Origin of the sequence: Butyrivibrio sp. INlla21 (assembly GCF_900116875.1) — a bacterium.
Lineage (GTDB): Bacteria > Bacillota > Clostridia > Lachnospirales > Lachnospiraceae > Butyrivibrio.
In genome coordinates, this window is sequence record NZ_FPCC01000010.1 from 58934 (window position 1) to 84564 (window position 25631).

The 25631-nt window shown below is 42.9% G+C and carries 25 protein-coding genes and 1 other RNA gene; 4 read left to right on the top strand and 22 right to left on the bottom strand.

The window, feature by feature from the left end; all coding sequences use genetic code 11:
* Positions 1 to 14: 14 nt before the first annotated feature.
* Together BM377_RS07595 and tadA are read right to left on the bottom strand one after the other, a co-directional pair.
* Positions 15 to 1556 (bottom strand): DUF3502 domain-containing protein, encoded by a 1542-nt coding sequence (locus BM377_RS07595; protein ID WP_092246200.1) that lies wholly within the window; start codon positions 1554 to 1556, stop codon positions 15 to 17.
* A gap of 26 nt (positions 1557 to 1582) precedes the next feature.
* Positions 1583 to 2146, bottom strand: coding sequence for a tRNA adenosine(34) deaminase TadA (tadA, locus tag BM377_RS07600; protein WP_092246203.1), 564 nt, complete (start codon positions 2144 to 2146; stop codon positions 1583 to 1585).
* A 94-nt stretch (positions 2147 to 2240) separates the two neighbouring features.
* Here tadA and BM377_RS07605 point away from each other — a divergent pair, with 94 nt between their 5' ends.
* Both BM377_RS07605 and ffs read left to right on the top strand, forming a co-directional pair.
* Positions 2241 to 2651, top strand: a complete 411-nt coding sequence (locus BM377_RS07605) for an RrF2 family transcriptional regulator (RefSeq protein WP_092246205.1) — start codon at positions 2241 to 2243, stop codon at positions 2649 to 2651.
* A 98-nt stretch (positions 2652 to 2749) separates the two neighbouring features.
* Positions 2750 to 2849, top strand: an RNA gene (ffs, locus tag BM377_RS07610) — signal recognition particle sRNA small type.
* A 47-nt stretch (positions 2850 to 2896) separates the two neighbouring features.
* Here ffs and BM377_RS07615 read toward each other — a convergent pair.
* Complete coding sequence (locus BM377_RS07615) at positions 2897 to 3985, bottom strand: PucR family transcriptional regulator (RefSeq protein ID WP_092246208.1); 1089 nt, start codon at positions 3983 to 3985, stop codon at positions 2897 to 2899.
* Between the two features lie 234 nt (positions 3986 to 4219).
* On the opposite strand from BM377_RS07615, the gene BM377_RS07620 reads away from it, so the two are divergent.
* Complete coding sequence (locus BM377_RS07620) at positions 4220 to 4897, top strand: DUF3800 domain-containing protein (RefSeq protein ID WP_177223829.1); 678 nt, start codon at positions 4220 to 4222, stop codon at positions 4895 to 4897.
* A 246-nt stretch (positions 4898 to 5143) separates the two neighbouring features.
* Entirely contained in the window at positions 5144 to 6448 is a 1305-nt protein-coding gene (locus tag BM377_RS07625) for an IS4 family transposase (RefSeq protein WP_092246216.1), read from the top strand.
* 172 nt (positions 6449 to 6620) lie between these two features.
* Here the strand turns inward: BM377_RS07625 and BM377_RS07630 are convergent, their stop codons facing one another.
* From BM377_RS07630 to BM377_RS07720, 19 genes are all read right to left on the bottom strand, one after another.
* The gene (locus tag BM377_RS07630) at positions 6621 to 7730 is read right to left on the bottom strand and encodes an ABC transporter ATP-binding protein (protein ID WP_092246219.1); all 1110 of its coding nucleotides are present in this window, start codon (positions 7728 to 7730) and stop codon (positions 6621 to 6623) included.
* Positions 7731 to 7931: 201 nt separating this feature from the next.
* Positions 7932 to 8726 carry a YesL family protein gene (locus tag BM377_RS07635; RefSeq protein ID WP_158588844.1) on the bottom strand — a complete coding sequence of 265 codons (795 nt, stop codon included), beginning with the start codon at positions 8724 to 8726 and terminating at the stop codon, positions 7932 to 7934.
* Entirely contained in the window at positions 8710 to 9147 is a 438-nt protein-coding gene (locus tag BM377_RS07640; RefSeq protein WP_092246402.1) for a GNAT family N-acetyltransferase, read from the bottom strand. The genes BM377_RS07635 and BM377_RS07640 overlap by 17 nt, the downstream gene beginning before the upstream one ends.
* Positions 9148 to 9199: 52 nt before the next feature.
* Positions 9200 to 10147: an alpha/beta fold hydrolase gene (locus tag BM377_RS07645; protein WP_092246225.1), complete on the bottom strand. Its 948-nt coding sequence runs from the start codon at positions 10145 to 10147 to the stop codon at positions 9200 to 9202.
* A gap of 66 nt (positions 10148 to 10213) precedes the next feature.
* Positions 10214 to 12247: a methionine--tRNA ligase gene (gene metG, locus BM377_RS07650; RefSeq protein ID WP_092246228.1), complete on the bottom strand. Its 2034-nt coding sequence runs from the start codon at positions 12245 to 12247 to the stop codon at positions 10214 to 10216.
* Positions 12248 to 12267: 20 nt separating this feature from the next.
* Positions 12268 to 13143, bottom strand: a complete 876-nt coding sequence (locus BM377_RS07655; protein WP_092246231.1) for a methionyl aminopeptidase — start codon at positions 13141 to 13143, stop codon at positions 12268 to 12270.
* A 151-nt stretch (positions 13144 to 13294) separates the two neighbouring features.
* A complete protein-coding gene (gene rpe, locus BM377_RS07660) occupies positions 13295 to 13948 on the bottom strand; it encodes a ribulose-phosphate 3-epimerase (protein WP_092246234.1) in 654 nt (217 codons plus the stop codon).
* A 5-nt stretch (positions 13949 to 13953) separates the two neighbouring features.
* Positions 13954 to 14895, bottom strand: a complete 942-nt coding sequence (locus tag BM377_RS07665; protein WP_092246237.1) for a transketolase family protein — start codon at positions 14893 to 14895, stop codon at positions 13954 to 13956.
* Positions 14892 to 15719, bottom strand: coding sequence for a transketolase (locus BM377_RS07670; protein ID WP_092246404.1), 828 nt, complete (start codon positions 15717 to 15719; stop codon positions 14892 to 14894). Before BM377_RS07670 ends, BM377_RS07665 begins: the two co-directional genes overlap by 4 nt.
* A 117-nt stretch (positions 15720 to 15836) precedes the next feature.
* A complete protein-coding gene (locus BM377_RS07675; RefSeq protein WP_092246240.1) occupies positions 15837 to 16532 on the bottom strand; it encodes an L-ribulose-5-phosphate 4-epimerase in 696 nt (231 codons plus the stop codon).
* A gap of 72 nt (positions 16533 to 16604) precedes the next feature.
* A complete protein-coding gene (locus BM377_RS07680; RefSeq protein WP_092246243.1) occupies positions 16605 to 18200 on the bottom strand; it encodes a xylulokinase in 1596 nt (531 codons plus the stop codon).
* 33 nt (positions 18201 to 18233) lie between these two features.
* Positions 18234 to 19058, bottom strand: a complete 825-nt coding sequence (locus tag BM377_RS07685) for a DNA-3-methyladenine glycosylase family protein (RefSeq protein ID WP_092246246.1) — start codon at positions 19056 to 19058, stop codon at positions 18234 to 18236.
* The gene (locus tag BM377_RS07690) at positions 19055 to 19504 is read right to left on the bottom strand and encodes a restriction endonuclease (protein ID WP_092246250.1); all 450 of its coding nucleotides are present in this window, start codon (positions 19502 to 19504) and stop codon (positions 19055 to 19057) included. Before BM377_RS07690 ends, BM377_RS07685 begins: the two co-directional genes overlap by 4 nt.
* A gap of 17 nt (positions 19505 to 19521) precedes the next feature.
* Positions 19522 to 20610 (bottom strand): PTS sugar transporter subunit IIC, encoded by a 1089-nt coding sequence (locus tag BM377_RS07695; RefSeq protein WP_092246253.1) that lies wholly within the window; start codon positions 20608 to 20610, stop codon positions 19522 to 19524.
* A gap of 77 nt (positions 20611 to 20687) precedes the next feature.
* Positions 20688 to 21536 carry an AmmeMemoRadiSam system radical SAM enzyme gene (amrS, locus tag BM377_RS07700; protein ID WP_092246256.1) on the bottom strand — a complete coding sequence of 283 codons (849 nt, stop codon included), beginning with the start codon at positions 21534 to 21536 and terminating at the stop codon, positions 20688 to 20690.
* Positions 21537 to 21583: 47 nt separating this feature from the next.
* Positions 21584 to 23011, bottom strand: a complete 1428-nt coding sequence (gene amrA / locus BM377_RS07705; protein ID WP_330392962.1) for an AmmeMemoRadiSam system protein A — start codon at positions 23009 to 23011, stop codon at positions 21584 to 21586.
* Between the two features lie 16 nt (positions 23012 to 23027).
* Entirely contained in the window at positions 23028 to 24293 is a 1266-nt protein-coding gene (locus tag BM377_RS07710; protein WP_092246262.1) for a sensor histidine kinase, read from the bottom strand.
* Positions 24268 to 24987, bottom strand: a complete 720-nt coding sequence (locus BM377_RS07715; RefSeq protein WP_092246265.1) for a response regulator transcription factor — start codon at positions 24985 to 24987, stop codon at positions 24268 to 24270. The genes BM377_RS07710 and BM377_RS07715 overlap by 26 nt, the downstream gene beginning before the upstream one ends.
* Positions 24988 to 24990: 3 nt before the next feature.
* Entirely contained in the window at positions 24991 to 25509 is a 519-nt protein-coding gene (locus BM377_RS07720; RefSeq protein WP_092246268.1) for a UBA domain-containing protein, read from the bottom strand.
* Between the last annotated feature and the right edge of the window lie 122 nt (positions 25510 to 25631).

Below are 25631 nucleotides of genomic sequence, written 5' to 3' on the forward strand. Positions count from 1 at the left end.
TGGTAGGATATTTTTTAATCAGAATCCAAAATCTTCTGAAGTTCTGCCGTAATTTCCTCTATCCCTGCGGCTTTAAGCTCTTCTCTGAAAATTCTTACTTCTTCTTCGGGCGTTGCTTCATACTGACCGTAAGCGATAAGCGGAACATATTTGTCACAGACCTTCATGACTCCCTGAATCTTTTCGTTTATCTCCGGTTTGGAAAAAGACACCCTGTCCCACGGATAATCTTTGGCTATAACATCATAATTAGCGACAAGCTCATCGTAATCTTCCCAAGCATAAGATGAATTTTTGATCTCATAATCATCTCTTCTGCCCCACCAGAAGTTGGTCACGATTCCGTCTCTCTCATCATTGTATCCGCTCGGCTTCTCCAACATTCCGTCTTTATTTATGATGTACTGAACGCCTTCTATACCATAGTTCATAAGTCTGTAGCACTTTTCATCATTTCGAAGAATATCGTATACCATAAGTGCTCTCTCAGGATTCTTGGACCTTGAGCTTATTCCCACGGCGCCGTGCAGAATACTTGTCTTAACAAGATTTCCGTTCTCTTCTCCAAAGTAAAAGAACTTGGTCCTAGCCTCAGGTTTAACGATTTCCATGTTGGGCTTTATTATAGTGTAGAAATTCTGAGTATGATGCTGAATTACCGCTGTTTCGCCCGCATAAAACTCATCTTCATTCTTTCCTGCGTAGTTAAGATCCTCTCTCCAAACACCTATCGTATCCCACGATTTCATAAGTCTGGCAAAAGAAATAAATGACTCACCTTCATAATAAGGAGAAACTATTCTTCCCGGATCGATCGAATACGCTCCCCATACTCCGTATGTTCCAAGCTCATATATAGGAACATACTGCCTTACGGACATAAGATAACCAAGTGCGTGTATGGTACTCTTTCCGTCAGCATCCCAGGGAACCATCCTGGGTCTTGTCGTTCTTATATATTTAAAATAAGAATCGAGATCGTTCCAGCTATTGATAGCGCCGATACCGGCTTCTCTTGAAATATCTTCTCTGTAAATGAATCCATGGTTAGTCCACTGCGTATATTCATTTTCGGGAATGAGATATATTTTGTCATTATAAGAACAATAGTCCCAATCTTTGTCAGATACTTCCGCATAAGTTCTGGGGCAATATGTCTGCAATAGTTCCTTGGAAAGTGGCATGAAATTGCCATTTAAAACATTAGGCCAGGCATCGAGCCAGTCGCTGCCGGTTCCTACAAGATCTATGTCTTCTCCATCCATAGAAAGAGCGCTGTTATAATTATTAAGATAATCATCCCAAGCGACATAATATATATCAAGCTTGGCATTGGCCTTTTTTAATAAAATCTTATTAAGCTCATCGACAACTTTCTCAGTCATTCCGTTGGTAGGCTTATCACCGATGGTAAGATATGTTATCGTAACCGGCTTACCTGAAATGTCTATCCCCTCATAGCACTCATCAAGATCATACTTCTTATGAGATGCACAGGATAAGCACATCAGAAGCATTGACATCATTATGATTATCGCCGTAATTTTCTTCTTCACTAAAGCGTCCCCTCATCATTCTATGCTTAAGTAGTCTTTTTTTCTTTTTCAGCCTTGTTTCTGATTCGCAGTTCGGCAAAAAATTTCTTTAATAATTCACTGCATTCTTCCTGCAATATTCCTTTTTTAACAAGGACCTGATGATTAAAATCCGGATTGTTCAAAATATCCATGACAGAACCCGCACACCCTGCCTTGGGATTGACTGCAGCCATTATAACTTCCGGAATTCTTGACTGAACTATTGCCCCGGAGCACATCTGACACGGCTCAAGCGTGACATACAGCTTGCATCCCTCAAGTCGCCAGTCTCCCATAAATTTAACCGCCTTTTTTATTGCGGATATCTCCGCATGTGCAAGCGGCGTTTTGTCCGTATTTCTTCTGTTGTAGCCCCGGCCTATTATTTTTCCTTCATATACTATAACGCATCCGATCGGAACCTCACCGAGGTTATATGCTTTCTTGGCTTGCGCGAGCGCCGCCTTCATATACTTGATATCAAGTAACTCTTCAGGTGAAAGCTTACTCTCTTTTTCCGCCTTGGAGCGTGGTTTTATCTTGTTTTCCTTACTTTTTTCCTGCTTCATATCTTTTCATACCAAAATGGTAGTATTTCTTTTTTATTTTTGTTATTATATTTAATCATCTTATTATAGCAAATATTTATTTCGAGGTTTATAAATGAAAATATCCACCAAAGGAAGATACGCTCTGAGAGTCATGATCGATCTCGCCACCAATAGCAACGGCGAATTCATTGCCCTCAAAGATATCGCTCAGAGGCAGAATATAACAATTAAATATCTTGAACAGATTGTTTCCGGTCTTAAAAAAGCCGGATACCTTGAAAGCATGCGCGGAGGCAGCGGCGGTCATCGTCTTGCCAAGGCCCCTTCCGAATATAACGTCGGTGAAATATTAAGGGTCATGGAAGGTACTCTGAACCCGGTTTCCTGCTCTGCAGGCGAAGACGGTTTAAACTGTCCTCTTTCAGCTTCATGTCATACCATTGAATTCTGGAAGGGTCTTGACGATGCAATCAACAAATACGTCGACAGCTTTACCCTTGCAGATCTCTTGGGACAAAAGTGACTGTATCGCATCATCACTTATAATTGACAATCTTTTCAAAAAAAAGTATAGTAAAAAAGCGGTTTTGTGAAGGGTGCATGTAGCAGTCCTTTGTGCAAGATCGGGTCTTATGCAATGAAAATCTGCGAACCGTGTCAGGTCGGGAACGAAGCAGCACTAAGCAGAACCTTTCATGTGTTGTAAGGGTGCCTGGTCCTGCCGGAGTCAACGTGCATGTATCCCTCACAGAACCGCCTTTTTTATTCTCAGCGTCTGTTTTCCAGATATTTCATATATCCGAGTACCATAAGCGCAATCTTAAAGGTAAGCGCATCCTCGAACTTTCTTACATCAAGCCCCGAACTCTTTTCAAGTTTTTCAATCCTATACACAAGAGTATTTCTGTGAACAAAGAGCTGTCTTGAAGTCTCTGACACATTCAGATTATTATCAAAGAATTTGTTTATTGTACCAAGCGTCTCATCGTCAAGATCGTCATAGATATTCTTATCTCCGAAAATCTCATCGATGAATATCTTGCAAAGGCTCTCGGGAAGCTGGTAAATAAGTCTTCCTATTCCAAGCGTATTATACGCATTTACTCTGTTCTCGGCGTAGAAAATTTTTCCGACTTCGAGTGCCATCTTAGCTTCTTTATAAGATTTACTAAGGTCTTTTATTTCTTTTACGATGGTTCCGTAAGCAACCCTTACGTTCAGCATCGCCTCGGTATTCATCATGTCAACGATCGTCGTTGCCACTTCATTTATGTCATCATAGTCCTGCCCTTCTGAAAGTGCCTTGACCAGGATAACGCTGTTCTCATCCACTGCGGTAACATAGTCTCCCGAATGCGGAGCATACATGCTGGAGAGAAGCTCCTGCATATTGCTGTCCTGAACCCTTTTAGTTTCAACAAGTATTATTACCCTCGGGACAGATACTTCTATCTTGAGTTTCTTGGCTCTGTTATACACATCTATAAGAAGCATATTATCAAGCAAGAGATTCTGGAAAAAATTGTTCCTGTCATATCTCTCTTTATATGCAAGAACAAGCGCCTGAAGCTGGCTTACCGCAATCTTTCCAACCATGTATGCGTGCTCACTGTCACCAATGGCAAGCAAAATATAGAGCGGATCTCCGTCATCCAGAATCTTGAATAGATGAATATCTCCGATTACCTGTGAATCCACGGGAGAGTTGGCAAAGCTTGTTATTATGGACGCATCCAAAAACTCTTTATCACCTGTTGATGCAACCGTTGTTCCTCCAAGATCAAGAACGCAAAGGTCGACTTTGGTGATAGCGCTTAATTCTTCTATGCTCCCTTTAATTGTCTGAGATGTGATCATCTGCCTGCTCCTTCCTAACAGAAAAAACTATATGCATTTTAAGTATAGCACATATTACCGCACAGGCATTACTCCACCTGCATTGTGATGAAAAAAAGAGCCGCGCAGCTGCGCCAATGTCATTTAGTTAAGTCCAATTTAAGACCCTTATTGGTTTTAGACGCCAGTAGGGGTCTTTTTTGTTGCAAACGAGTGTGCTAAAATTGTAATATTAAATTGTTTAGGAGAAAACTTGTGAGCAAACAGACTTATCGTAATGAGCGATGCATCATTTTTGATGAATCCGGCAACCTTGGCTCTGCGGGCAGATACTTTGTAATAGCTTGCATTGATACACATTCTTATAAATCTCTCCATAATGTAATGATGAGAAAGCTTGGTATCGCACGAACACTGTTTCCTGAGATTATCAATGGTCACGCACATGAAATAAAGGCATCTGATGCATACCCATGTGTTAAGCACCATATTATTGAGTGCATTGCTGCTAAAGACATTTCGGTGTCATATATCGTTCTTGATAAAAAATATGCAAAACCAGAATTACTTGCAGATAAGAATATTATGTACAATTATCTATCAAAAATACTTCTTGCCAAAATGATTGGAAAAGAAGATAGTGGAAAAGTTATCCATATTCTGTGTGATAATCATACCACAAAGATAACTTCATTAAATTCATTTGCAGATTATATTAAAATCCATTTTAATTATGAGCAGGATCTAGGAATAGATATTGATGTACAATACCTTGATTCAGATTCTGCGGAGGCATACGTTATACAAGCTGCTGATTATGTGGCAAATGCTGTGTGGACTCGATATGAGTATAGTTATGATACATATGCCGATATATTAAATAAGAAATATCAAATACAAGAAAGATTTCCGTATAAGATGTTTGGAATATAAGTTTTTAATAATATTTTTATCAAAAATGAGGAAGAATTAGTCGATTTGTTTATTGACTCTTTACCTTGTTAATGTTAGTCTAATTATAGAAATTGATGGGCATGTAAGCCCATGCTGATGTGTTAAAGTTTAATGACATAAGCTATCCGCTACGGTAGCCGTCAGTATGGCAGTGCCCTTAATTTATGCATATATCCAACAGCCCGGTGACGACACTATTGTTCAAGGTCATCAGGAGTAATACGGATGGATAATGTGCAGACTGTCTATAACAGACTTTTCTATTGTATCAGGGAATTGAACAAGACTTGTTCCCTGTTTTTTGTATGTCCTGGCAAAGATTTTTCGCGCAATAGATCCCTTGATTTCATCAAAACAATAACGACGATCCTTGGCTTTCAAGGTAAGACTCTTGATAAAGAGCTTATTGATATTGGGAAGCCTGCAACTGCTTCTGCTTTTGTACAGCAACGCGCCAAGATATTGCCCGAAGCTTTCTACTGTTTATTCAGAAGCCATGTAAAAACCATCCCTGTCCGATATAAGTATGAAGGTTACAGACTCCTGGCAGCCGACGGCTCAGATGTGAACACACCTCATAATAAAGCTTCCGTATTCTACCATGAAGGGGAAGTGGTGCGTGGCGTGCAGCTCAAAGGATTTAACCAGCTCCATCTGAACATGCTATATGATGTGCTTAATAAAACCTATGTTGATGCCTCTATTAACGAAAACGAGCGGGCAGCTGCTATTTCTATGACCAATAGATATGACGGGCCTAAAGGGATATTCATGGCCGATAGGGGCTATCCGTCATATAATCTCGTCGAATATCTAAACCGGAATCCGTTACTTGACTATCTGATCCGCGTCCCTAATACCAATACATTTAAGGAAGTTTCTGAACTTCCAATGGAAGAACTTGATAAGGATATAACGGTCAGGCTTTCCACAAAGAGTCAGCAGTTCTGCAATGCTTATGGCTATCGCAAAGTGGTTGGAAGGCCTAAATTTGTTGATGATCTCAAAAAAACTGTCACATGGGATTTTGAAGAAACAGCAGAGATAACGTATCGCGTTGTAAGATTCAAGATAAGCGGCAACACCTGGGAAACAATCATCACAAGCCTTGACAGATTCAGGTTTCCTGTTGCAAAAATAAAAGAGTTATATCACCTGAGATGGAACATCGAGACATCTTACAGGGAGTATAAATACGACCTCGGTGCAATAAACTTTCATGCAAAGAAAGATGAATTTATCCTTCAGGAAATATATGCAAGGCTGATCATGTACAACTATTGCGCTGCCATAGTGATGTCAGTCAGTATTCCGCATGTAAAGAGCCGAAAAGGATATTCTTATAAGATCAATTTTACTAATGCAGTATATCTGATAATGATGTCTTTCAGAAACACTGACAACAGACCGCCTCCAGTCACTCTTGAAACTGATATTCAGTCCTATATTATCCCCGTGCGTCCCGGACGAAAGGACGAGCGAAATCTTAAACCCAAATCGGCGATATATTTCATGTACCGTGTGGCATAGACATTCTGTCTATGTCTGCTTTCTCATACCCAAATAGAATCATTTAGATCACAATGCTTTGCCGTTACTGTTTATAGGGGTAAAAAGAAAAGACTGCTCACATACGATTTGTATATGAACAGCCTTAACTTAATGACATTGGCAGCTGCGCGGCTCCTTGAATAAACATTTATTAGTTTGTGATTGTCTGCTCTGTCTCTTTGTCGAAGATGTGGATCTTCTCAACATCGAAAGCAAACTTAACCTTATCACCGGGTCTTGCTGTTGTACGAGAATCAACTCTTGCAGTGATAGGGAACTGAGCAAGATCAAAGTACAGATAAACTTCTGCACCAAGAAGCTCGTATACGTTGATTGTTGACTCAAATACAGCCTTAGATGTGCTTACAACCATCTCTGAATCATCAACGTCCTCAGGACGGATACCGAATGTAACAGTCTTTCCTGCATAACCGCCATCGATAACCTTCTTAGCCTTTGCAGGAGGAAGCTCGATCTGCTGACCTGCAATGCTGAGGCTAGCCTTGTCACCGTCAACTACAACTTCAGCATCAAGGAAGTTCATCTGAGGTGATCCCATGAATCCTGCAACGAAGAGGTTGCAAGGCTTATCATAAAGGTTCTGAGGTGTATCAACCTGCTGAACAACACCGTCCTTCATAACTACGATTCTTGTACCAAGAGTCATAGCCTCTGTCTGGTCATGTGTAACGTAGATGATTGTTGTGCCAAGTCTCTGGTGAAGCTTAGCGATCTCTGTTCTCATCTGTACACGAAGCTTAGCATCAAGGTTTGAAAGAGGCTCGTCCATAAGGAATACCTTAGGGTTACGAACGATAGCACGTCCCATAGCAACACGCTGTCTCTGTCCACCTGAAAGAGCCTTAGGTCTACGATCAAGGAGCTTCTCAAGGTCAAGGATCTTAGCAGCTTCTCTAACCATCTTGTCGATGTCCTGCTTAGGAACCTTTCTAAGCTTAAGGCCGAATGCCATGTTATCATATACAGTCATGTGGGGATACAGAGCGTAGTTCTGGAATACCATCGCGATATCTCTGTCCTTAGGCTCTACATCGTTAACAACTCTGTCGCCGATCTTAAGAGTACCTGAAGAAATATCCTCAAGTCCTGCGATCATACGAAGTGTTGTTGACTTTCCACATCCTGAAGGTCCAACGAAAATAATAAACTCTTTATCCTGAATCTCAAGATTGAAATCTTTAACAGCATGGAAGCCGTTAGGATAAATTTTATCAATGTGCTCAAGTGATAAACTAGCCATATCTTTTAATTCCTCCTGTGTATATCTTTAATACTAGAATAAAGTATAGCTATCACTCTCTTTGTTGACTATTCACTAATTCAACAAATATTTCCCGATTCGTTGGCCAATGTGCTCACTTGAAAATAAATTCTTTTATTTTTTTGTGAAGATGCCGAAGAATTAAAAAATTCTTCGGCATCTTGTATATCGGTATTTCGTTTACTCTTCATCGAGCTTCTTTATTGCATTATTAAGCTCTTCTTCCTCTGAAAGATTTTCTTCCTCGGGTTCGAATCTTTTGAATGTTTTGCTGTAAAGCATTGCGTTCACATAACTGGGTCCCGCGAATCCAATGATAATAAGAAGCGGAAGCGCCTTAAGATCAAAGAAGTAAAGCACAAGCACCGGCATAAGTGATATAACCGTCATCGCGAAAGATCTGGGAAGAGCAAGAATAGCCATAAGGAAAGAATTCTTTATTGTCGTTCTCGTCTTGTTCTCAAATCTGGACAAAATAGGGAATATATAAAGCGATGCAATATAGAGTATGATTCCCATTCCGATAACAACGTATGCGTATATCGTGTTCCATTTTCTTGCAATAAAGTAATCAAGAACAAGCATACCGCCTACTGCAAACTTGATGATCTGAAGAATGATACCCTGTTTGAAATTCTCTTTAAACGACTTGAAGTAAGACTTAGTAATATAGCTGTCTTCGTCTCTTACCATCTTAAGAAGCACATAATGCATTGCCGTACATGCGGGTCCCAAAATTGCCGAGCAGATTATTCCAAAAATCCATGCCCATAAAAGACTGCTCAAAAAGAGGTCAAAATCAAACTTTGCTCCCTCCGTCAGAAGTGGCATGATGACTCCGGCACCGAGAAAAACATACTGCTCGATTATAAGCGGTAACGCAAATATAAGTGTAAGAATATTGAGCCACATTACATCAGCAAGTCTTGTAAGTCCTCTCATTATAGGACTGTCAATGTCAAAAAATCTTCCCATAATCATTAATCCTCAATTCCATTGGTGTAAATCTAATGCCGTCTGCTTCTGTCTCCCCTCTGATATCCGTAAAGCCCATCGAGTGATAAAACTCTACGGCGAAAGGTGAAGAATTAACAGTCAGCGTATTGATTCCTTCTTCGGTCGCGGCGTATCTTGCCACAAATTTAATAAGGGCAGTGCCAATTCCGTTGCCATGGCATTCCCCATCAACAAACAAAAGCGATATGTGTTTTTTCTCCCTCAGCGATAGCATTCCGAGGTACTTTCCGTCCATAACTGCCACAAAAAGCTGATAGTGTCCTGCGAGAAACATCTGATGAAGTGTCTCGTCCGTGACAAAATTGCGGAAATTATCTATTCCTTCGCGTGAATAATCAGGGGCGTCGAATCTTGCAAATGTATTCCACGCAAGTTTCATCGCCCCATCCCAATCTGAATTATATGCGCATCTTACGATTACTTTAGAAGTATCAACCTGCACCGTTAAGCACCTTTTGGATCCATGCATACTGATCTTCGAATACTTTTTCTCTTCCGATCTCCTGCTGAAGCTCATGACGCATTCCGTCGTAAAGCTTAAGCTCAACATCCTTGATCTGAAGCTGAGTCTTGTAAATACCGCAAAGCTTCTCGGGTGCTTCTCCGTATCCTCCCACCGGATCTTCTTTTCCGGCTGTTATGAGAATCGGAAGATTCTTGGGAATATCCTCCATCTTGTCGGTATCCTGAATCCTCTTAAGAAGCTCAGCCATGGTTTTGAAACCATTCATGGTAAACACAAAATTACATGCGGGATCCTTCTCATATTTTTGAATGCTTTCTTCGTTATGTGAAAGCCAATCAAATTTACTCTTAGCGCCGGGAATATTCTTAAGGTATCCCTTAAAAGCCATCCCGTTTATAAGTGATGAGCGATACTTATCACCCATGAAAAGAGATATCACATTAACAAGGAACTTCGTAAAATTGAGCGTGCCCTGTGGAGTAAATGCGGTTCCCTGAATAATGGCACCCTTTATTCCTGTTCCGTATCTGGTAATATACTCTCTTGCAATGAAAGAACCGAAGCTATGTCCGAGAATAAAAATCGGTACTCCGGGATAATCTTCCTGTGTCATCTTCTTAAGTCTGTGCGCATCTCGCACGAGAACAGTAGCGGGATCCTTCTTACAAAAATAGCCGTAAGTACCCTTTTTCTCTGTTACAGAACCGCCATGTCCGAGGTGGTCGTTACCCATTACAAGAATGCCCTTTTCTGCCATAAAACGAGCAAACTCATCATAGCGATCGATATACTCTTGCATTCCATGGATAATCTGTAAAATAGCAACAGGTTCTCCTTCAGGAATCCATCTGATAGCGTGTAGCATGGTCTGTCTGTCTCTTGATTTGTAAGTCAGTTCCTCTTTGCGCACCATAAGAAATCCCTCCACATATATTATGTTTTCTGCCTATTTATATTTTACTACAAATATTGCACGGAATTAACAGATTTCTGCTCCGGACGGCATCTCTTTTTCAGGAGTCATAAGAGCAAGATTACCCTCTGCATCTTCTGCGCAAAGAAGCATTCCTTCCGACATTACCCCTGCAAGCTTGGCGGGTTTAAGATTGACCAAAACCATTACCTTCTTGCCTACCATCTCTTCGGGAGTATAGTACTTCCTGATTCCCGAAACAATCTGTCTGATCTGACTTCCGATCTTAACCTGTGAGCAGAGAAGTTTCTTGGAATTCTCAACAGCTTCACACTTAATGATCTCTCCGACCTGGAACTGCATTGCTCCGAACTGATCAAAAGTGATCTCGTCCTTAGCCGGAATATCTATTCCTTCTTCATCCGAATCTTTTTCTGCTTTTACGGGAGCGGGTGCAAGTCCTGCTTTTGCAAGGTTCTCCGCTGCCTTTCTCTGAGATTCCTCAAAATCCTCTTTCTGCTTCTTGGTAATCTCAGCTGCCTTCTCAAGAACCTCCTTGAGATCCTTACGAGCAAAGAGCATCTCGGGAGTTTCCGCTACCTTGTTGCCGCTCTGATACAATCCGAAAGTTCCGAGAGTATCGAAATCTCTCTTGGGTGCCGAAAGCTGCTCAATTATCTTCTGAGCTGTCTCAGGCATAAACGGATCAAGAAGAGCCGCTCCGATAGAAATGGACTCAACAAGATTATAAAGAACTGTTGAAAGTCTGTCCTTCTTGGCCTCGTCTTTTCCAAGGATCCATGGCTCAGTCTCATCGATATATTTATTGCATCTCTTGAAGAGAGTGAATATCTCGGTAAGTGCATCCGCTACTCTGAGCTCATCCATCTTCTTCTCAACCTTGTCATAGCAACCTGTAACAACAGCCTTGAGGTCATCGTCAACCGCCTCGGTTACACCCTTGTCGGCAACTACTCCGCCAAGATATTTGTTGGTCATGGCGATTGTTCTGTTTACAAGGTTTCCGAGAGTGTTGGCAAGATCTGAATTAAATCTTTCAACCATGAGCTCCCAAGTGATGACACCGTCGTTATCAAAAGGCATCTCATGAAGAACGAAATATCTAACAGGATCTACTCCGAAAAGACTTACAAGGTCATCAGCGTAGATAACGTTTCCTTTTGACTTACTCATCTTCTCGCCGCCCTGAAGAAGCCAAGGATGTCCGAAGACCTGCTTGGGAAGGGGCTCACCGAGTGCCATAAGGAAAATAGGCCAATAAATCGTATGGAAACGGATAATATCTTTTCCGATAAGGTGAAGATCTGCGGGCCACCACTTCTTGTAATCTTCTGAACTGTTGCCGTCCGCATCGTATCCGATACCTGTTATATAGTTTGTAAGAGCATCAAGCCATACGTAAACGACATGCTTGTCATCAAAATCTACAGGGATGCCCCACTTAAATGATGTTCTGGAAACGCACAGATCCTGAAGTCCGGGAAGAAGGAAGTTGTTCATCATCTCATTCTTTCTTGCCACAGGCTGAATGAACTCGGGATGGGTGTTGATATGCTCGATAAGTCTGTCGGCATACTTACTCATCTTGAAGAAATAAGCCTCTTCCTCTGCGGGATGAACAGGGCCTCCACACTCGGGACACTTACCGTCAACAAGCTGAGACTCGGTATAGAAAGCCTCACACTCAGTACAGTACATTCCCTTATATGATCCCTTATAAATATCTCCCTGATCATAGAACTTCTTGAAGATCTTCTGAACCTGCTTAACATGATCATCATCAGTTGTGCGGATAAATCTGTCATATGAAGTGTCCATGAGATTCCAAAGACCCTTGATGGTATCGGAAACCTGGTCTACGAACTCCTTGGGAGTAGCGCATCCCGCCTCGATCGCTCTTGTCTCGATCTTCTGTCCGTGCTCATCGGATCCCGTCTGGAAATGAACATCAAATCCGTCGCATCTCTTATATCTTGCGATGGCATCGGCAAGCACTATCTCATAGCTGTTTCCGATATGAGGCTTACCCGATGTGTACGCGATAGCTGTTGTAATATAATATTTTCCCTTATTCTGCATCTATAATTCCTTCCCGTTTATCACCAGCATAAAAGCTCATAACCTGTCTCGGTAACAAGAAGTTCAACTTCCCACTGAGCTGAAGGCTTGAGGTCTGCTGTGTACACTGTCCAATCATTTTCTTCGTCTATAAATATTTCCTGTTTTCCCATGTTGACCATCGGCTCTATGGTAAATACCATACCGGGTACCATGAGCATTCCGGTTCCGGGCCTACTTACATAACTTACAAAAGGCTCTTCATGGAAGTCTTTGCCGCATCCGTGTCCGCCTATCTCTCTGACTACGGTATAGCCGTTCTTAAGGGCATGTTGGTGAACCGCATGTCCCATATCTCCGATAGGTGTCCATGGCTTAACTGCCTTAAGTCCTTCCTCAAGACACTCTTTGGTAACATCTACCAGCCTCTGTTTCTCGGGTGAAACTTCTCCTATGCAAAACATTCGTGAAGAATCTGAATAATAACCGTTTAAAATTGTGGAGCAATCTACGTTGATGATATCTCCGTCTTTAAGAATGATATCCTCTGACGGGATTCCATGACACACTTCTTCATTGATAGAAGTGCACACACTCTTGGGAAATCCTTCGTAGTTAAGATCTGCGGGAATTCCTCCCATCTTGGTAGTTGTGTTATAGACTATGTCATCTATTTCCTGAGTGCTCATTCCGGCATGTATCTTCTCTGCTATCTCATCGAGAACCGCCATATTTATAACCGCACTCTTCTTGATTCCTTCAATATCCTCTGCTGTCTTCAAAAGACTTCTGTCGGGCACTATAAACCCTTGACGTTCAAAATTAATGATCTTGTCGTCAAATGCGGCATGACAAGCTTTGTACTTTTTGCCGCTTCCGCACCAACAAGGCTCATTTCTCTCCATTTTCTTATACATTGGTGACCTTCTTATTTTTTTCGATAATTTAACAAATATAGTATGCCTTTTCGAATTCCAAATGTCAACTGACACGCAGTATTTACGGGGGATTACAAAAAAAGAAAGCCCATGTGCCATGCACATGAGCTTTCTGTCGCCGCGTTTGTTATTATACGCCGAGGATACGTCTGAATTCGGCAACGTTCTCGGAAGGATTTCCTTTGAACACTCCGGATCCCGATACAATAACGTTGGCGCCCGCGTCAAGAATCTCTTTGACGTTATTTGTATAGACACCTCCGTCAACCTCGACATCAACATTAAGATTTCTGTCAGTTATGATCTTTCTGACTTCTCTTATCTTATCGAAACTGCTTGGAATCAGTTTCTGTCCTCCAAACCCGGGTTCAACGGTCATGATAAGAACCATCTCGACATCATCCAGGTACGGTACTATCTCGGAAACCGGTGTCGCCGGCTTGATAGCTATACCTGCTTTTTTGCCACAGCTGTGAATCTCGTCGATCGCAGCCTTAGGATCTTCTGCCGCCTCATAATGAAATGTGATTGTATCAGCTCCACAATCCGCAATTTCTTTTATGTAACGAATCGGATCGACTATCATAAGATGTACGTCAAACACCAGATCCGTCACACGCCTGATTGACTTAATAACAGGCATACCCATAGATATAGATGGTACAAACACACCATCCATAATATCAATGTGTAAATATTTTGCACCGGCATTGTCGACTTCAGCAATCTGATCTCCAAGCCTTGCAAAATCAGCTGATAAAATTGAAGGACAAATTATATTCATATTATTTACTTAAGAAATTCCTTTACTGAGGCATATACGCCGTCTCCGTCGAGTCCATACTTGTGAACAAGCTCACCTGCTGTTCCTGACTCGCCGTACTTATCCTGCATTCCGAGCTTCTTCACAGGTGTAGGTGCAAGCTCTGCAAGAGCATCACATACTGCACTTCCGAGTCCGCCGATAACGGAATGCTCCTCAACAGTTACTACCTTGCCTGTCTTCTTTGCAGATGCAACAACAAGATCCTTATCCAAAGGCTTAATTGTGCAGATGTTGATAACCTCAGCTGAGATTCCGTCAGCTGCAAGCTTCTCAGCTGCACTGATAGCAGAATCAACACAGATTCCGGTAGCGATGATTGTTACATCTTTACCCTCTCTGATAACCGATCCCTTGCCAATCTCAAACTTGTAATCAGGTCTGTCGTTGATAACGCTGCATGCCGCACGTCCGAATCTGATATATACAGGTCCCTCATGCTCAAGTGCTGCGCGAACGCAAGCCTTAGCTTCTACATCATCTGCAGGGCACATTACAACCATTCCGGGGATAACACTCATAAGAGCGAAATCCTCGTTACACTGATGGCTGGCACCATCCTCACCAACTGTGATTCCGGCATGAGTTCCGCCGATCTTAACGTTGAGGTGAGGATATCCTACTGAGTTACGAACCTGCTCGAAAGCACGTCCTGCTGCGAACATTGCAAAAGAACTAACGAAAGGAATCTTACCTGTTGTAGCAAGACCTGCCGCAATTCCCATCATGTTACACTCAGCGATACCGCAATCTATATGTCTCTCAGGAAACTTTTTCATAAATACTGCAGTCTTGGTAGATGCCGCAAGGTCAGCATCAAGAACCACAAGGTTAGGGAACTCATCTCCAAGCTCTGCAAGCGCATTACCATAACTTTCTCTTGTTGCTATCTTCTTTACATCGCTCATATTGACGCACCTATCCTTTCCAGTTCTTCCATTGCCTGCTTAAACTCCTCATCGTTGGGAGCCTTGCCGTGCCATCCTGCCTGGTTCTCCATGAAGGAAACGCCCTTACCCTTAATACTGTGGGAAATGATTGCAGTAGGCATACCCTTGGTCTCTCTTGCCTCCTTGAAGGCAGCTCTGATCTCATCAAAGTTGTGACCGTCTATGTTGATAACATGGAAGTTGAAAGATTCAAACTTCTTATCGATAGGATAAGGTGAACATACCTTGTCGATAGGTCCGTCGATCTGAAGGTTGTTGTTATCTACGATAACTACAAGATTATCGAGCTTACGGAAGCCTGCGAACATAGCTGCCTCCCAAACCTGACCTTCTTGAAGCTCACCGTCTCCGAGAAGTGTGTAAACTCTGAAATCCTTGTTGTCCATCTTTCCTGACAGTGCCATTCCACATGCTGCAGAGATTCCCTGTCCGAGTGATCCACTGGACATATCAAGTCCGGGAAGATACTGCATACTGGGATGTCCCTGAAGTCTTGAACCAAGCTTACGAAGAGTAGTAAGTTCCTCCTTGGGGAAATAGCCTTTCTCTGCCATTACAGAATAAAGACCGGGAGCGCAATGTCCTTTTGAAAGAACAAAACGATCTCTGTTAGGATCTGATACGTTCTTAGGGTCAACATTCATTTCCTCAAAGTACAAATATGTAAAGATATCTGTTGAGGACAAGGATCCGCCCGGATGTCCCGCTCCGGCTGCATGAAGTGCTGTGATTATATCTTTTCTGACTTCATTTGCCGTCTTTTGTAGTTCCTGATTGGTCATAGCCATAATGAATAATTCCTTTCCGTATAATTCAAAGACAAAATGCACTTACAATTTAACACAAGCTATATTCATAGTCCATAAGACACTTTGCCTAAGTTTTAAATTTAAAAACTATTACTTCTGACCGTAATATGCATTAGCACCATGTTTTCTGTAATAATGCTTATCCTGAAGCTCTGTTGGAGCCGCCTCAACATTGGGATTGATAACCTCGCATCTGTAAGCCATCTTGGCAACTTCTTCCGTTACAACTGCGTTGTGAACAGCTTCCATTGCATCCTTGCCCCATGTGAATACGCCGTGGTTCTTGCAAAGAACTCCCGGAACATCTACAGGATTCTTGCCCATGCGCTCAAACTCGGTGGCAATAAGCACGCCGGTATTGGCCTCATAAGCCTCATCGATCTCAGCCTTGGTAAGACATCTTACGCAAGGAATCTCTCCATGGAAGTAATCTGCATGAGTTGTTCCGTAGCAAGGAATTGATCTTCCTGCCTGTGCCCAGCTTGTGGCATAGGATGAATGAGTGTGTACCACTCCGCCGATGTCTGCAAATGCTTTGTACAGTTCAACGTGTGTAGGTGTGTCGGATGAAGGATTAAGCTTACCCTCAACCTTCTCTCCGTCAAGGTTCATAACAACCATGTCGTCGGGAGTCATGGTATCGTACTCAACTCCACTGGGTTTGATTACAAACAAACCGCTCTCCCTGTCAATCTCACTTACGTTACCCCATGTGAAAGTAACAAGATTATATTTGGGCAAAAGAATATTTGCCTCGTAAACTTTTCTTTTTAATTCCTCAAGCATATCAACTCTCCGATAATATTATATTGCTTTACTGACTACGTTTCTTCGTAAATATTGCTACTTACTTCTCAATTATTTCAATGAATCAACAGCCGCTCTCTCGATAGCAAGACCCGCGTTGTAGTTCTTCATAAACTCGTCAAAGCCTTTAACGTCTGCGCTGTCGGGATTGCATGTCTCAACCTTACCACCGACAAACACCTTATCACTGAGGTACTTCTCAAGTGACTCACCTGCAGCCTTCTGCTTCATGTAGCCGGCAAGGATTGCCTGACCCCAAGGACCGCCTTCTCCCGCAGTCTCCATGAGTTTGATAGGTGTATCCAATGCTGCTGCCATTACTCTGTCGCCAACTCCTCTGATCTTGAAGAATCCGCCCTGTCCAAAGAAGAAGTCTGCCTTTACATTCTCCTGCTTGGTAAGAATATCGTTTCCAATCTTAAGTGCTCCGAGTGCTGTGTAAAGATGTGCTCTCATGAAGTTTGAAAGATTGAACTTGTCATCGGGTCTTCTTGCAAAAAGAGGTCTTCCTTCATCAAATCCGGTGATTGACTCGCCTGAGAAATAGTTATAAGAAAGAAGTCCGCCGCAGTCGGCATCACCCTCCATCGCTTTGCGATAAAGTGTTCCGTATAAAGTATCATCGTCAACTTCTTTTCCGATATCTTTTGCAAATTCTCTGAAGAGAGAAACCCATGCGTTAAGATCGGAAGTACAGTTGTTGCAGTGAACCATGGCAACCTGCTCACCTGAAGGAGTTGTAACAAGATCAAGCTCAGGATATGCCTTAGAAAGGTCATGCTCAAGAACAACCATAGAAAATACGGAAGTTCCGGCTGAAATGTTACCCGTTCTTACTCCTACTGAATTGGTTGCTACCATTCCTGTTCCTGCATCGCCCTCGGGAGGACATACAGAAATTCCCGCTTTAAGAGTTCCGGTGGGATCGAGAAGCTTAGCGCCTTCTTCCGTAAGTGTACCCGCATCTTCTCCCGCTACGAGAACCTTGGGAAGAATATCCCTGATCTTGAAACCGAAATTCTTATCAGCGATAAGAGCATCAAACTTATCAAGCATTCCCGCATTGAAATCACATGTGGAAGAATCAATGGGGAACATTCCGGAAGCATCGCCTACACCGATAACCTTTTCTCCGGTAAGCTTCCAGTGAACGTAGCCTGCAAGTGTCGTAAAGAAATCAACCTTAGACACATGCTCTTCCTTGTTAAGGATTGCCTGATAAAGATGAGCAATGCTCCATCTCTGAGGGATGTGATATCCGAATTCCTCTGTAAGGATATCGGATGCCTCACCTGTTATTGTGTTTCTCCAAGTTCTGAAAGGAACAAGAAGTTCACCGCTCTTATCAAATGCCATGTATCCGTGCATCATGGCTGAAAAGCCCATCGCACCTACTGTGGTAAGCTTTTCATCGTACTGCTTGGCCACATCTGCTGCGAGCTTGGAATAGCAGTCTTTGAGACCTTCCCAAACGTCATCAAGAGTGTATGTCCACACACCGTTCTCGAGACGATTCTCCCAGTTGTGACCACCCGAAGCGATCGGGTTGTAATTTTCATCCGTCAGCACCGCTTTGATCCTGGTTGATCCAAACTCGATGCCTAGGTAAGTTTTTCCTTGTTGAATAGCTTCTTTAATATTGCTCATACTATGGTCCCCTTTTTTCTATAAAATACCTTCTTACGCAAGCCCGTTACTTCTTGAATAAAAGAACAGGTATTGCTGCATTACTCCATTATAAGGCTTGTGTCTGTCAAAGTTAAAGCCTTCTGGATATTTTAATTCCAAAACTCTGTTGATCCATACATCTTTTGGGAAAGCATCCAATCTGTGATACCCAAAGAGTATCTCACAATTGGCCACTTTAACTCCAACCCCAAAGAGTTTCAGAAGCCTTTCCATCAGATCGTCATCCGTTAGATCCTGCCACTTATAAAGCTCTGCTTCTCCTGACAGAACATCACTTGCAGCCTTCTTAACGTACTTGTCTCTATACCCGAGCCCGCAGGAAGAAAGCTCTTTATCAGATAACTTTGCTATCTCACCCGGCGTCGGAAAAGCATATATATTATCGCCATTGGCGTTTTTTTCAGTTCCAATCTTTTTTCCTGCAAGTGCACACAGCTTCTCGATTGAAGCCTTGATCGCAGGAATGTTTTTTCTCTGAGAGATGATAAAAGAAATCAGCATCTCCCAAGGATCCTGTCTGAGAATGCGAATACCCTTGCCGTACTCGGCGGCGCTTTTCAGATATTCGTCTTTTTTGTCTATCAGTCCCCTTATATCTTTATAAGAAGTTTCAAGATCGAAATAGTTCTTCCAGAACTCTTCGAAATCTTTTTTTGAACAGTCAAATTCATACTCGCAAGGAGCAATTTCTTTTATAAAAAGATATTTGTCCGAAGCGTTAACGCTGTAGCCGTCTCCGCATTTATTAAAACGAAAACACTGCCCGCTTTCGGCTATCTTTTCAAGATCAAAATCATCGTCTATCTTTATCTTCATTTATCCTTATCCATACTGTCCAGGTAACCCCTGTCCCACAACATTATGTTAAGCTTCTGCGCAAGATCGACCGCCGGCTGTGTAAAATACTGATTGGTCATAACCACCCCGACCATCTTGCCATAATAATCTCGGCCCGCATACACCTCTTGAACCGCTTTGACTCCGATAGGTTTATCATAACACTTACACTGAACGGCGTATGTAATGCCGTCCTTCTCTGCAAGGATATCCGCCCCGAAATCTCCGCTTCCTTTGGTAACTACAGCCTCTGCAAAACCGTTGGCTTTTAAAAGATCAGCGCAATAATATTCGAAATCATGCCCTTCCATTTCATCCATCGGAAGAGGCCTCATTCTAACCTTTTTTAAAAAACGGACAATGGCAGCCGCGATCAAAACGATTGCAGCCACCACTATCACATATATTATCCACTCTTTGGACATACATTTCTCCGTTTGGATCAGAGTTTAAGATCGCCCTCTTTTACCCATCCGAGCTTAACAACGCCGGTGTGAATGATAAGAGATAAAACTGCGGGAAGTACAAAAGAAATAAGTACAAGTCCAAGCCAGTCAAATCCTGTGATAGCTGTCTTGGTACCCGCTGCGATATCATTAACCCATCCTGTATATACACCGATCTGACCAACAAGTCCGCAAGTTCCCATACCTGATGAAACAGGTGCGCCGTTCATCTTGAGCTTAAAGATGCAAGTTGCGATAGGTCCTGTGATCGCAGATGCAAGTGTAGGTGCGATCCATACTCTGGGATTCTTAACGATGTTACCCATCTGAAGCATTGATGTTCCGATACCCTGTGAAACAAGGCCGCCCCACTTATTCTCCTTGAAAGAGATAACGGCGAATCCGACCATCTGAGCACAACATCCCGCAACCGCTGCTCCGCCTGCAAGACCTGTAAGACCAAGCGCTGCACAGATAGCTGCCGATGAAATAGGAAGTGTAAGCGCCATGCCCACAACTACGGAAACGAGGATTCCCATAAGGAAAGGCTGAAGCTCTGTGGCCCACATGATAACGTTACCCACAGCCATAGCCGCTTTTCCGAGCGGTGGTGCGATGAGCCATGACAAAAGCACGCCCACACCTATAGTAACAAGGGGAGTTACAAGGATATCAACCTTGGTCTCCTTTGAAATAGCTTTACCAAACTCTGCAGCGATAATAGCTACAAAAAGTACTGCGAGAGGACCGCCCGCTCCGCCGAGTGCGTTAGCAGCAAATCCTACAGTGATCATAGAAAAAAGAGCAAGTGGCGGACACTTAAGTGCATATCCTATTGCCACCGCCATAGCAGGTCCGCTCATTGCGGAAGCAAGTCCGCCTACCGTGTAGTCAACTCCTGCCACTGTTGCAACATTCTGCATCAAAAACGGAATCTGAAACTGTGTTCCGATGGTATTGATAATTGTTCCGATAAGAAGTGAACAAAAAAGTCCCTGTGCCATCGCACCGAGCGCATCAATACCGTAACGTTTTAAGGAAATCTCAATGTCTTTCCTCTTCAAAAAGTCCTTCAATTTTTTCATCTCCTCTTTTTGTTCTATTATTTAGAACTATCGAGATTTATTCTACCATAGACGCCCCGATTTTTTAATCTTAAATTCTAACAGTTACCTGTATATACAAATTCAAGATTTTCTCTTGCCACCTCGGCAAGACGATAGACCTTTTGAACATCCGTCGCGTCACGGTCCGTCATTTTAAATCTTGGGAAAAATCTGGAGATATGAAGAGGAATTTTTTTACCTGTAATTACTTCCAAGTCTTTTACCCACTTGGATAATTCTCTGATCTCTTCTTCGCTGTCGTTCTCACCGGGAATAATAAGGGTAGTAAGCTCCACGTGACAATTCTTCGCCGCCCCTTCTATGAAAGCCATCGTCTGCTCTCTGTTTCCACCGATAACTCTTTGATAATAATCATCCGTAAAGCCTTTCAGATCGATGTTCATGGCATCGATATACGGAGCAAGCTCATCAAGAACAGAAAGCTCTGCCGTTCCCGCCGTTACCATGACGGTTTTTAGATCATGCTCTTTGGCAAGCCTTGCCGTATCAAGAACAAATTCATATCCGACAAGCGGCTCGTTGTAGGTAAAAGCGATACCGATATTCCCTTTGGCTTTTGTTTCAATCGCAATCTCAACCAGCTCTTTGGGTGTTATAACTTCCGCATCCTTCGCATACATTTTTGCTTCTTCCGACCATGAGATCTCATTATTCTGGCAAAAAGGGCAACGAAGATTGCAACCAAAACTTCCTACCGACAAAATATAGCTTCCGGGGAAAAAATTATTCAAAGGCTTTTTCTCTATAGGGTCAAGCGCAAGGCTTGATACTTTCCCATAGTTATACGCCACAACTTTGCCGTCTCTTACAGTCCTTGCACCGCAAAAGCCAAGCTCGCCTTCATTTATCTCGCAGTGTCTGAAACACACGTGACAATTTGCCATATTTCCTCCTACCGTCTATCCGTGACAAAGCGCTTTGATTCAAGCGATCAGTAGTGCCTCACAACTTCAAATCGCTGCAATGTATAAGGTTCATCCTCACGGATTCCGCCCTTTTGCCTTGCTATATCTATCTGCTGCTCTATCGTGTCAACGCCGTCGAGATTCGGAAGAAGGAGTCCCCTCTTGTATCCGTGGCTCACTATAACGCCGTAGCGCTTAACATCAAGTTCATCCGGCGAATCTATGTCTTCAGTATCACCAAGAACATCAACACTTATATCAAGGAATTTAAGTTCGTCTTCCGTTATCGGGTCAAACCTCGGATCTCTGCTGCATGCACTTATTCCGTTTTGAATTATCTCTTTTGCGATATTATCTTGAGTTGCTGCAATTGTGCCTATGCAGCCGCGGAGCTGCCCAAGCTTATGAATGGAAACAAAAGTGCCTGCGCTTCTTGAAAGCATGTCAGAAGGAAGATCATCCGGCACTTCAAGCTCAACATGATACTTGACCCAAGACTCAACGCTCGCCCTTGCAAGCCTTACATACTCATCACTTGAATCAGCTTTCTCCTTGCATTCTTTTAAAATTCTTTTTTCAAAGTCTCTAAGAAAATGTCTGTTGTCATCTTCTTTCTCAGGATAAAAAGTACAGATTCCGTAGCCAACGCCCGTGACATCCTGATGTGACAGCTTGGTAGCTTTAACCCCAAGTCCGTCAAAAGCTCCCGCCATTATCACAAAAGATCTGTGACCGCATTCCGCTGCTTTTTGACAGAAGTTTTCATCAAATTCAAGGAGCTTACCGAAATCAGCATTTCCGCACACTTCCATGATCCGTTCGTCATACTCGGGACCTTCTTTAGCAAAACCGTATGGTCCGTAGCTCTGAAGCTTATGCGAAAGATCGCCGCTTGCTATAAAGACAACATTTTTTCCGGATTCATTAACCGCCTCCGCTATGAGCTTCCCGAATCTGTAGTGATCGGTAAGCGGAAGTCCCGAAAGAGCTATCCTCACTATCTTTCCGCCGGTATATTTCTTTCTTACAAACCAAAGGGGAACCATGGTTCCGTGATCCAAAGACGGATCTCTTTCACCCATTGTTCCCGCAGGAAAATCTATGCTGTCAGCTTTCATTCGGATCAGGTCTGCAAGCTCGTAGTCATAATCCTCGTTAAATTTAACGTCGGGTGCCCCAAACGCACCAAAATCTCCCGTCGCTGCGCGGCCGGGAGATATATGGAAATAGTCCGCATACATCACAGAATGCGGACTTGTGATTATTATTGTGTCAGGCTTAAGCGCCGCCACCTCTTCGGCGACTTTTTCATAAGCCCTCGTTGTCTCGATGATCTGATCCTCTCCGCCTCTTCCGACTTGCGGAACGATAAGCGGCGGATGCGGTACCATAAATGCAGCTTGAATCGGCATGTTCTTTCCTCCTTTAGCATCACTCGTATTCTGTATACCCACTGCCTTTCCCCTTACATTAAGGCAGAACTATCATGATACGCGTTCCCAGCTCCGTTCTGGAAAGTACTTCGAAATGACCTCCGTGCCTGTCTACTATCCACTTGGCTATGGAAAGACCAAGGCCCGTTCCGTCGTATGTTCTTGCTTTATCGGCGCGGTAGAATCGCTCAAACATGTGCTCCACATCAGCCTGCGACATACCGATACCCATGTCCTGAACCATGAGATACGGGCGATCGTCTTCGGTCATTCCGACTCCAAGTATGATCTCATCTCCGGGATTGGTATACTTGGCAGCGTTGTCCACAAGTATTCTGACTGCCTGTTTTAAAAGCATTCGGTCGGCGTCTACCACAACATCCTCTTCGCTCTTACGGAACCTATAGGGATGCGTTTCATCTATCATAAAGGACTCTTCGTATATTTCCTGCATAAGATTACCGAGCGACACAGGCTCTTTTGACAATACAGTCTTTCCGCTGTCGCCTCTTGCAAGAAAAAGAAGCTGCTCTACAAGACGGTTCATGTGATCCGCTTCATGAGAAATAGCGGAAATGGATTCATCAAGTACTTTTTCATCGGAGGTTCCCCAGCGCTCCAACATCTGTGCATAGCCCTGAATCACGGCGATAGGTGTCCTAAGCTCATGTGATGCGTCGTTTACAAAACGCGCCTGCTGCCTGTATGAATCTTTTAACCTTTCTATCAAATGATTGACAGACTGCTCTACTCCCAAAAGCTCTTGATCATGAAGGTAAACATACTGATTCTCATCGGGCGCTACGTGCTCTATGGCATCCTCGATCAGTCTGTATTTATCTTCGGAAAAAGCAAGTCTGTTGAGCTCATCGGCTTTCTCTGCCACATCCCTAAGGGGAGACAATGTTCTGTGTGCTCTTGAAGACACAGACGGAAGGGAGATCAGAACTCCCAACAGCTGCAATAAATAAAGTGCACCTACCAGAATTGCTATTCTGGCAAACACGTCAAAAAAGCCGACGGTCATAAGCACTTTACCGTCCATTGATCTGACTCGGTACGCGAGATCCGTTATCAAGCCGTTTTCAACGATAAAATCTCTGTGTCTTTTAAATGCGAAGCTTCCTATAACTTCGAGTTCTTTCATATACGCCCAGAAAACATTAAGAAGTACAAAGATAAGAAAGTCCATCTTAAAGTACAACTCAAGCTTGGTTCTTGAGATCATCCACACAATACGGTGTGCGATGGACTTCATATTTTTGGACGGGCGGTTATTATTGTTGTTCGGATTTGATGACATAACCCACTCCCCTTACGGTTGTGATCATATTTACATCATAGACGTCGTCAATCTTGGAGCGCAGATATCTTATGTACACGTCGATCATGTTGGTCTCTCCCACATAATCATAGCCGCATACTTTCTCAAGAAGTGTGTCTCTGGAAAGAACGATGTCTTTGTTTTTGAGTAGCATTTCAAGCATCAAAAACTCACGATTGGTCAAGGTAATGCCATGTCCATCGTAAGTAACTTCTCGTTTCTTTTCATCAAGTCTAAGTTTCTGCCAGGTGTAGATACCGTCGGAATTTTGCTCGGTATCATTGGTATTTAAAGCTCCCGCGGCATTCTTACCGTGGAGTTTAAGCGCAACTCTGATCCTGGCAAGGAGCTCTTCGATGGCGAAGGGCTTGGTGATATAATCCACTGCCCCGCCATCGAGTCCCGATACTTTATCCATCACCGCATCTCTTGCGGTCAACAATATTGTAGGTGTCGGCTTATCCTGCATAAGGCGCCGTAAAACTTCAAGACCGTTGAGCCCCGGCAACATGATGTCCAAAAGAATGAGATCGTAGTCTCCTTCTATTGCCATCTTAAGTCCTTCTCTTCCGTCAAAGGCTTTGCTGACTTCATATCCTTCGTGCTGCAATTCCAGCTCAACGAATCTTGCCAGTTTTTCTTCATCTTCTACAATCAGTAAATGCGCTGCCATGCATTACTCCTCACGGAAACTGTCTTTTACCTGCTCGGCTGTTTCCTTTGCTTTATCTACTACATCATTGACCTTCTTGAGGTCATCTTTTCCGTAAAATTTATAATTCCAGTCAAAGAACAATGAAACAACTATTAGAACGAGTACTGCCCACCATCCAAAGATGAGTGTAAGGATCGCAAGCCAAAGTGGAATATTGATAACGTGCTCGCCTTTACGTGTAATCTCAACATAATTGTTTGAAAGAAAATCAATGGCTCTTTTAAGGAATTCTTTTACCTTCTTTCCGAAATCACCACTGCAAGCTTTCGCTTTGCCAACAGGAACCATCTCATAAGATGCATCCGTGGTATATTCCGTGGAGTGTACTTGCTGCTCGGGTCCTTTGACCTTGCCTTGCTTCTCAAGTATTATCATTGCATCAAGTAAATCTCCGTTTGCTTCGCCGAGTGCTGCTTTTGCTTCTTCATAGCTTACATCTGCTCTTGTTCTTAATTTTTCAATCTTTTCAAATTCATCCATTTTGTGTTCCCTTTCTCCTCATTAGGAAAGATTGTTTTTGTTTACAATGACAAATATATAGTCCGTAAATTAAACAATCCTTGGAGTAAGATTAAAAATAGATTAATAACAGTATACTTGAT

Excerpts from the sequence above, each read along its gene's own strand:
- tadA (WP_092246203.1), bottom strand. The coding sequence starts at position 2,146 with ATGAAGCAGGAAAAAAGTAAGGAAAACAAGATAAAACCACGCTCCAAG.
- BM377_RS07605 (WP_092246205.1), top strand. The coding sequence starts at position 2,241 with ATGAAAATATCCACCAAAGGAAGATACGCTCTGAGAGTCATGATCGAT.
- BM377_RS07615 (WP_092246208.1), bottom strand. The coding sequence starts at position 3,985 with ATGATCACATCTCAGACAATTAAAGGGAGCATAGAAGAATTAAGCGCT.
- BM377_RS07625 (WP_092246216.1), top strand. The coding sequence starts at position 5,144 with ATGGATAATGTGCAGACTGTCTATAACAGACTTTTCTATTGTATCAGG.
- BM377_RS07630 (WP_092246219.1), bottom strand. The coding sequence starts at position 7,730 with ATGGCTAGTTTATCACTTGAGCACATTGATAAAATTTATCCTAACGGC.
- BM377_RS07635 (WP_158588844.1), bottom strand. The coding sequence starts at position 8,726 with ATGGGAAGATTTTTTGACATTGACAGTCCTATAATGAGAGGACTTACA.
- BM377_RS07640 (WP_092246402.1), bottom strand. The coding sequence starts at position 9,147 with ATGAAACTTGCGTGGAATACATTTGCAAGATTCGACGCCCCTGATTAT.
- BM377_RS07645 (WP_092246225.1), bottom strand. The coding sequence starts at position 10,147 with ATGGTGCGCAAAGAGGAACTGACTTACAAATCAAGAGACAGACAGACC.
- metG (WP_092246228.1), bottom strand. The coding sequence starts at position 12,247 with ATGCAGAATAAGGGAAAATATTATATTACAACAGCTATCGCGTACACA.
- BM377_RS07655 (WP_092246231.1), bottom strand. The coding sequence starts at position 13,143 with ATGTATAAGAAAATGGAGAGAAATGAGCCTTGTTGGTGCGGAAGCGGC.
- rpe (WP_092246234.1), bottom strand. The coding sequence starts at position 13,948 with ATGAATATAATTTGTCCTTCAATTTTATCAGCTGATTTTGCAAGGCTT.
- BM377_RS07665 (WP_092246237.1), bottom strand. The coding sequence starts at position 14,895 with ATGAGCGATGTAAAGAAGATAGCAACAAGAGAAAGTTATGGTAATGCG.
- BM377_RS07670 (WP_092246404.1), bottom strand. The coding sequence starts at position 15,719 with ATGACCAATCAGGAACTACAAAAGACGGCAAATGAAGTCAGAAAAGAT.
- BM377_RS07675 (WP_092246240.1), bottom strand. The coding sequence starts at position 16,532 with ATGCTTGAGGAATTAAAAAGAAAAGTTTACGAGGCAAATATTCTTTTG.
- BM377_RS07680 (WP_092246243.1), bottom strand. The coding sequence starts at position 18,200 with ATGAGCAATATTAAAGAAGCTATTCAACAAGGAAAAACTTACCTAGGC.
- BM377_RS07685 (WP_092246246.1), bottom strand. The coding sequence starts at position 19,058 with ATGAAGATAAAGATAGACGATGATTTTGATCTTGAAAAGATAGCCGAA.
- BM377_RS07690 (WP_092246250.1), bottom strand. The coding sequence starts at position 19,504 with ATGTCCAAAGAGTGGATAATATATGTGATAGTGGTGGCTGCAATCGTT.
- BM377_RS07695 (WP_092246253.1), bottom strand. The coding sequence starts at position 20,610 with ATGAAAAAATTGAAGGACTTTTTGAAGAGGAAAGACATTGAGATTTCC.
- amrS (WP_092246256.1), bottom strand. The coding sequence starts at position 21,536 with ATGGCAAATTGTCACGTGTGTTTCAGACACTGCGAGATAAATGAAGGC.
- BM377_RS07710 (WP_092246262.1), bottom strand. The coding sequence starts at position 24,293 with ATGTCATCAAATCCGAACAACAATAATAACCGCCCGTCCAAAAATATG.
- BM377_RS07715 (WP_092246265.1), bottom strand. The coding sequence starts at position 24,987 with ATGGCAGCGCATTTACTGATTGTAGAAGATGAAGAAAAACTGGCAAGA.
- BM377_RS07720 (WP_092246268.1), bottom strand. The coding sequence starts at position 25,509 with ATGGATGAATTTGAAAAGATTGAAAAATTAAGAACAAGAGCAGATGTA.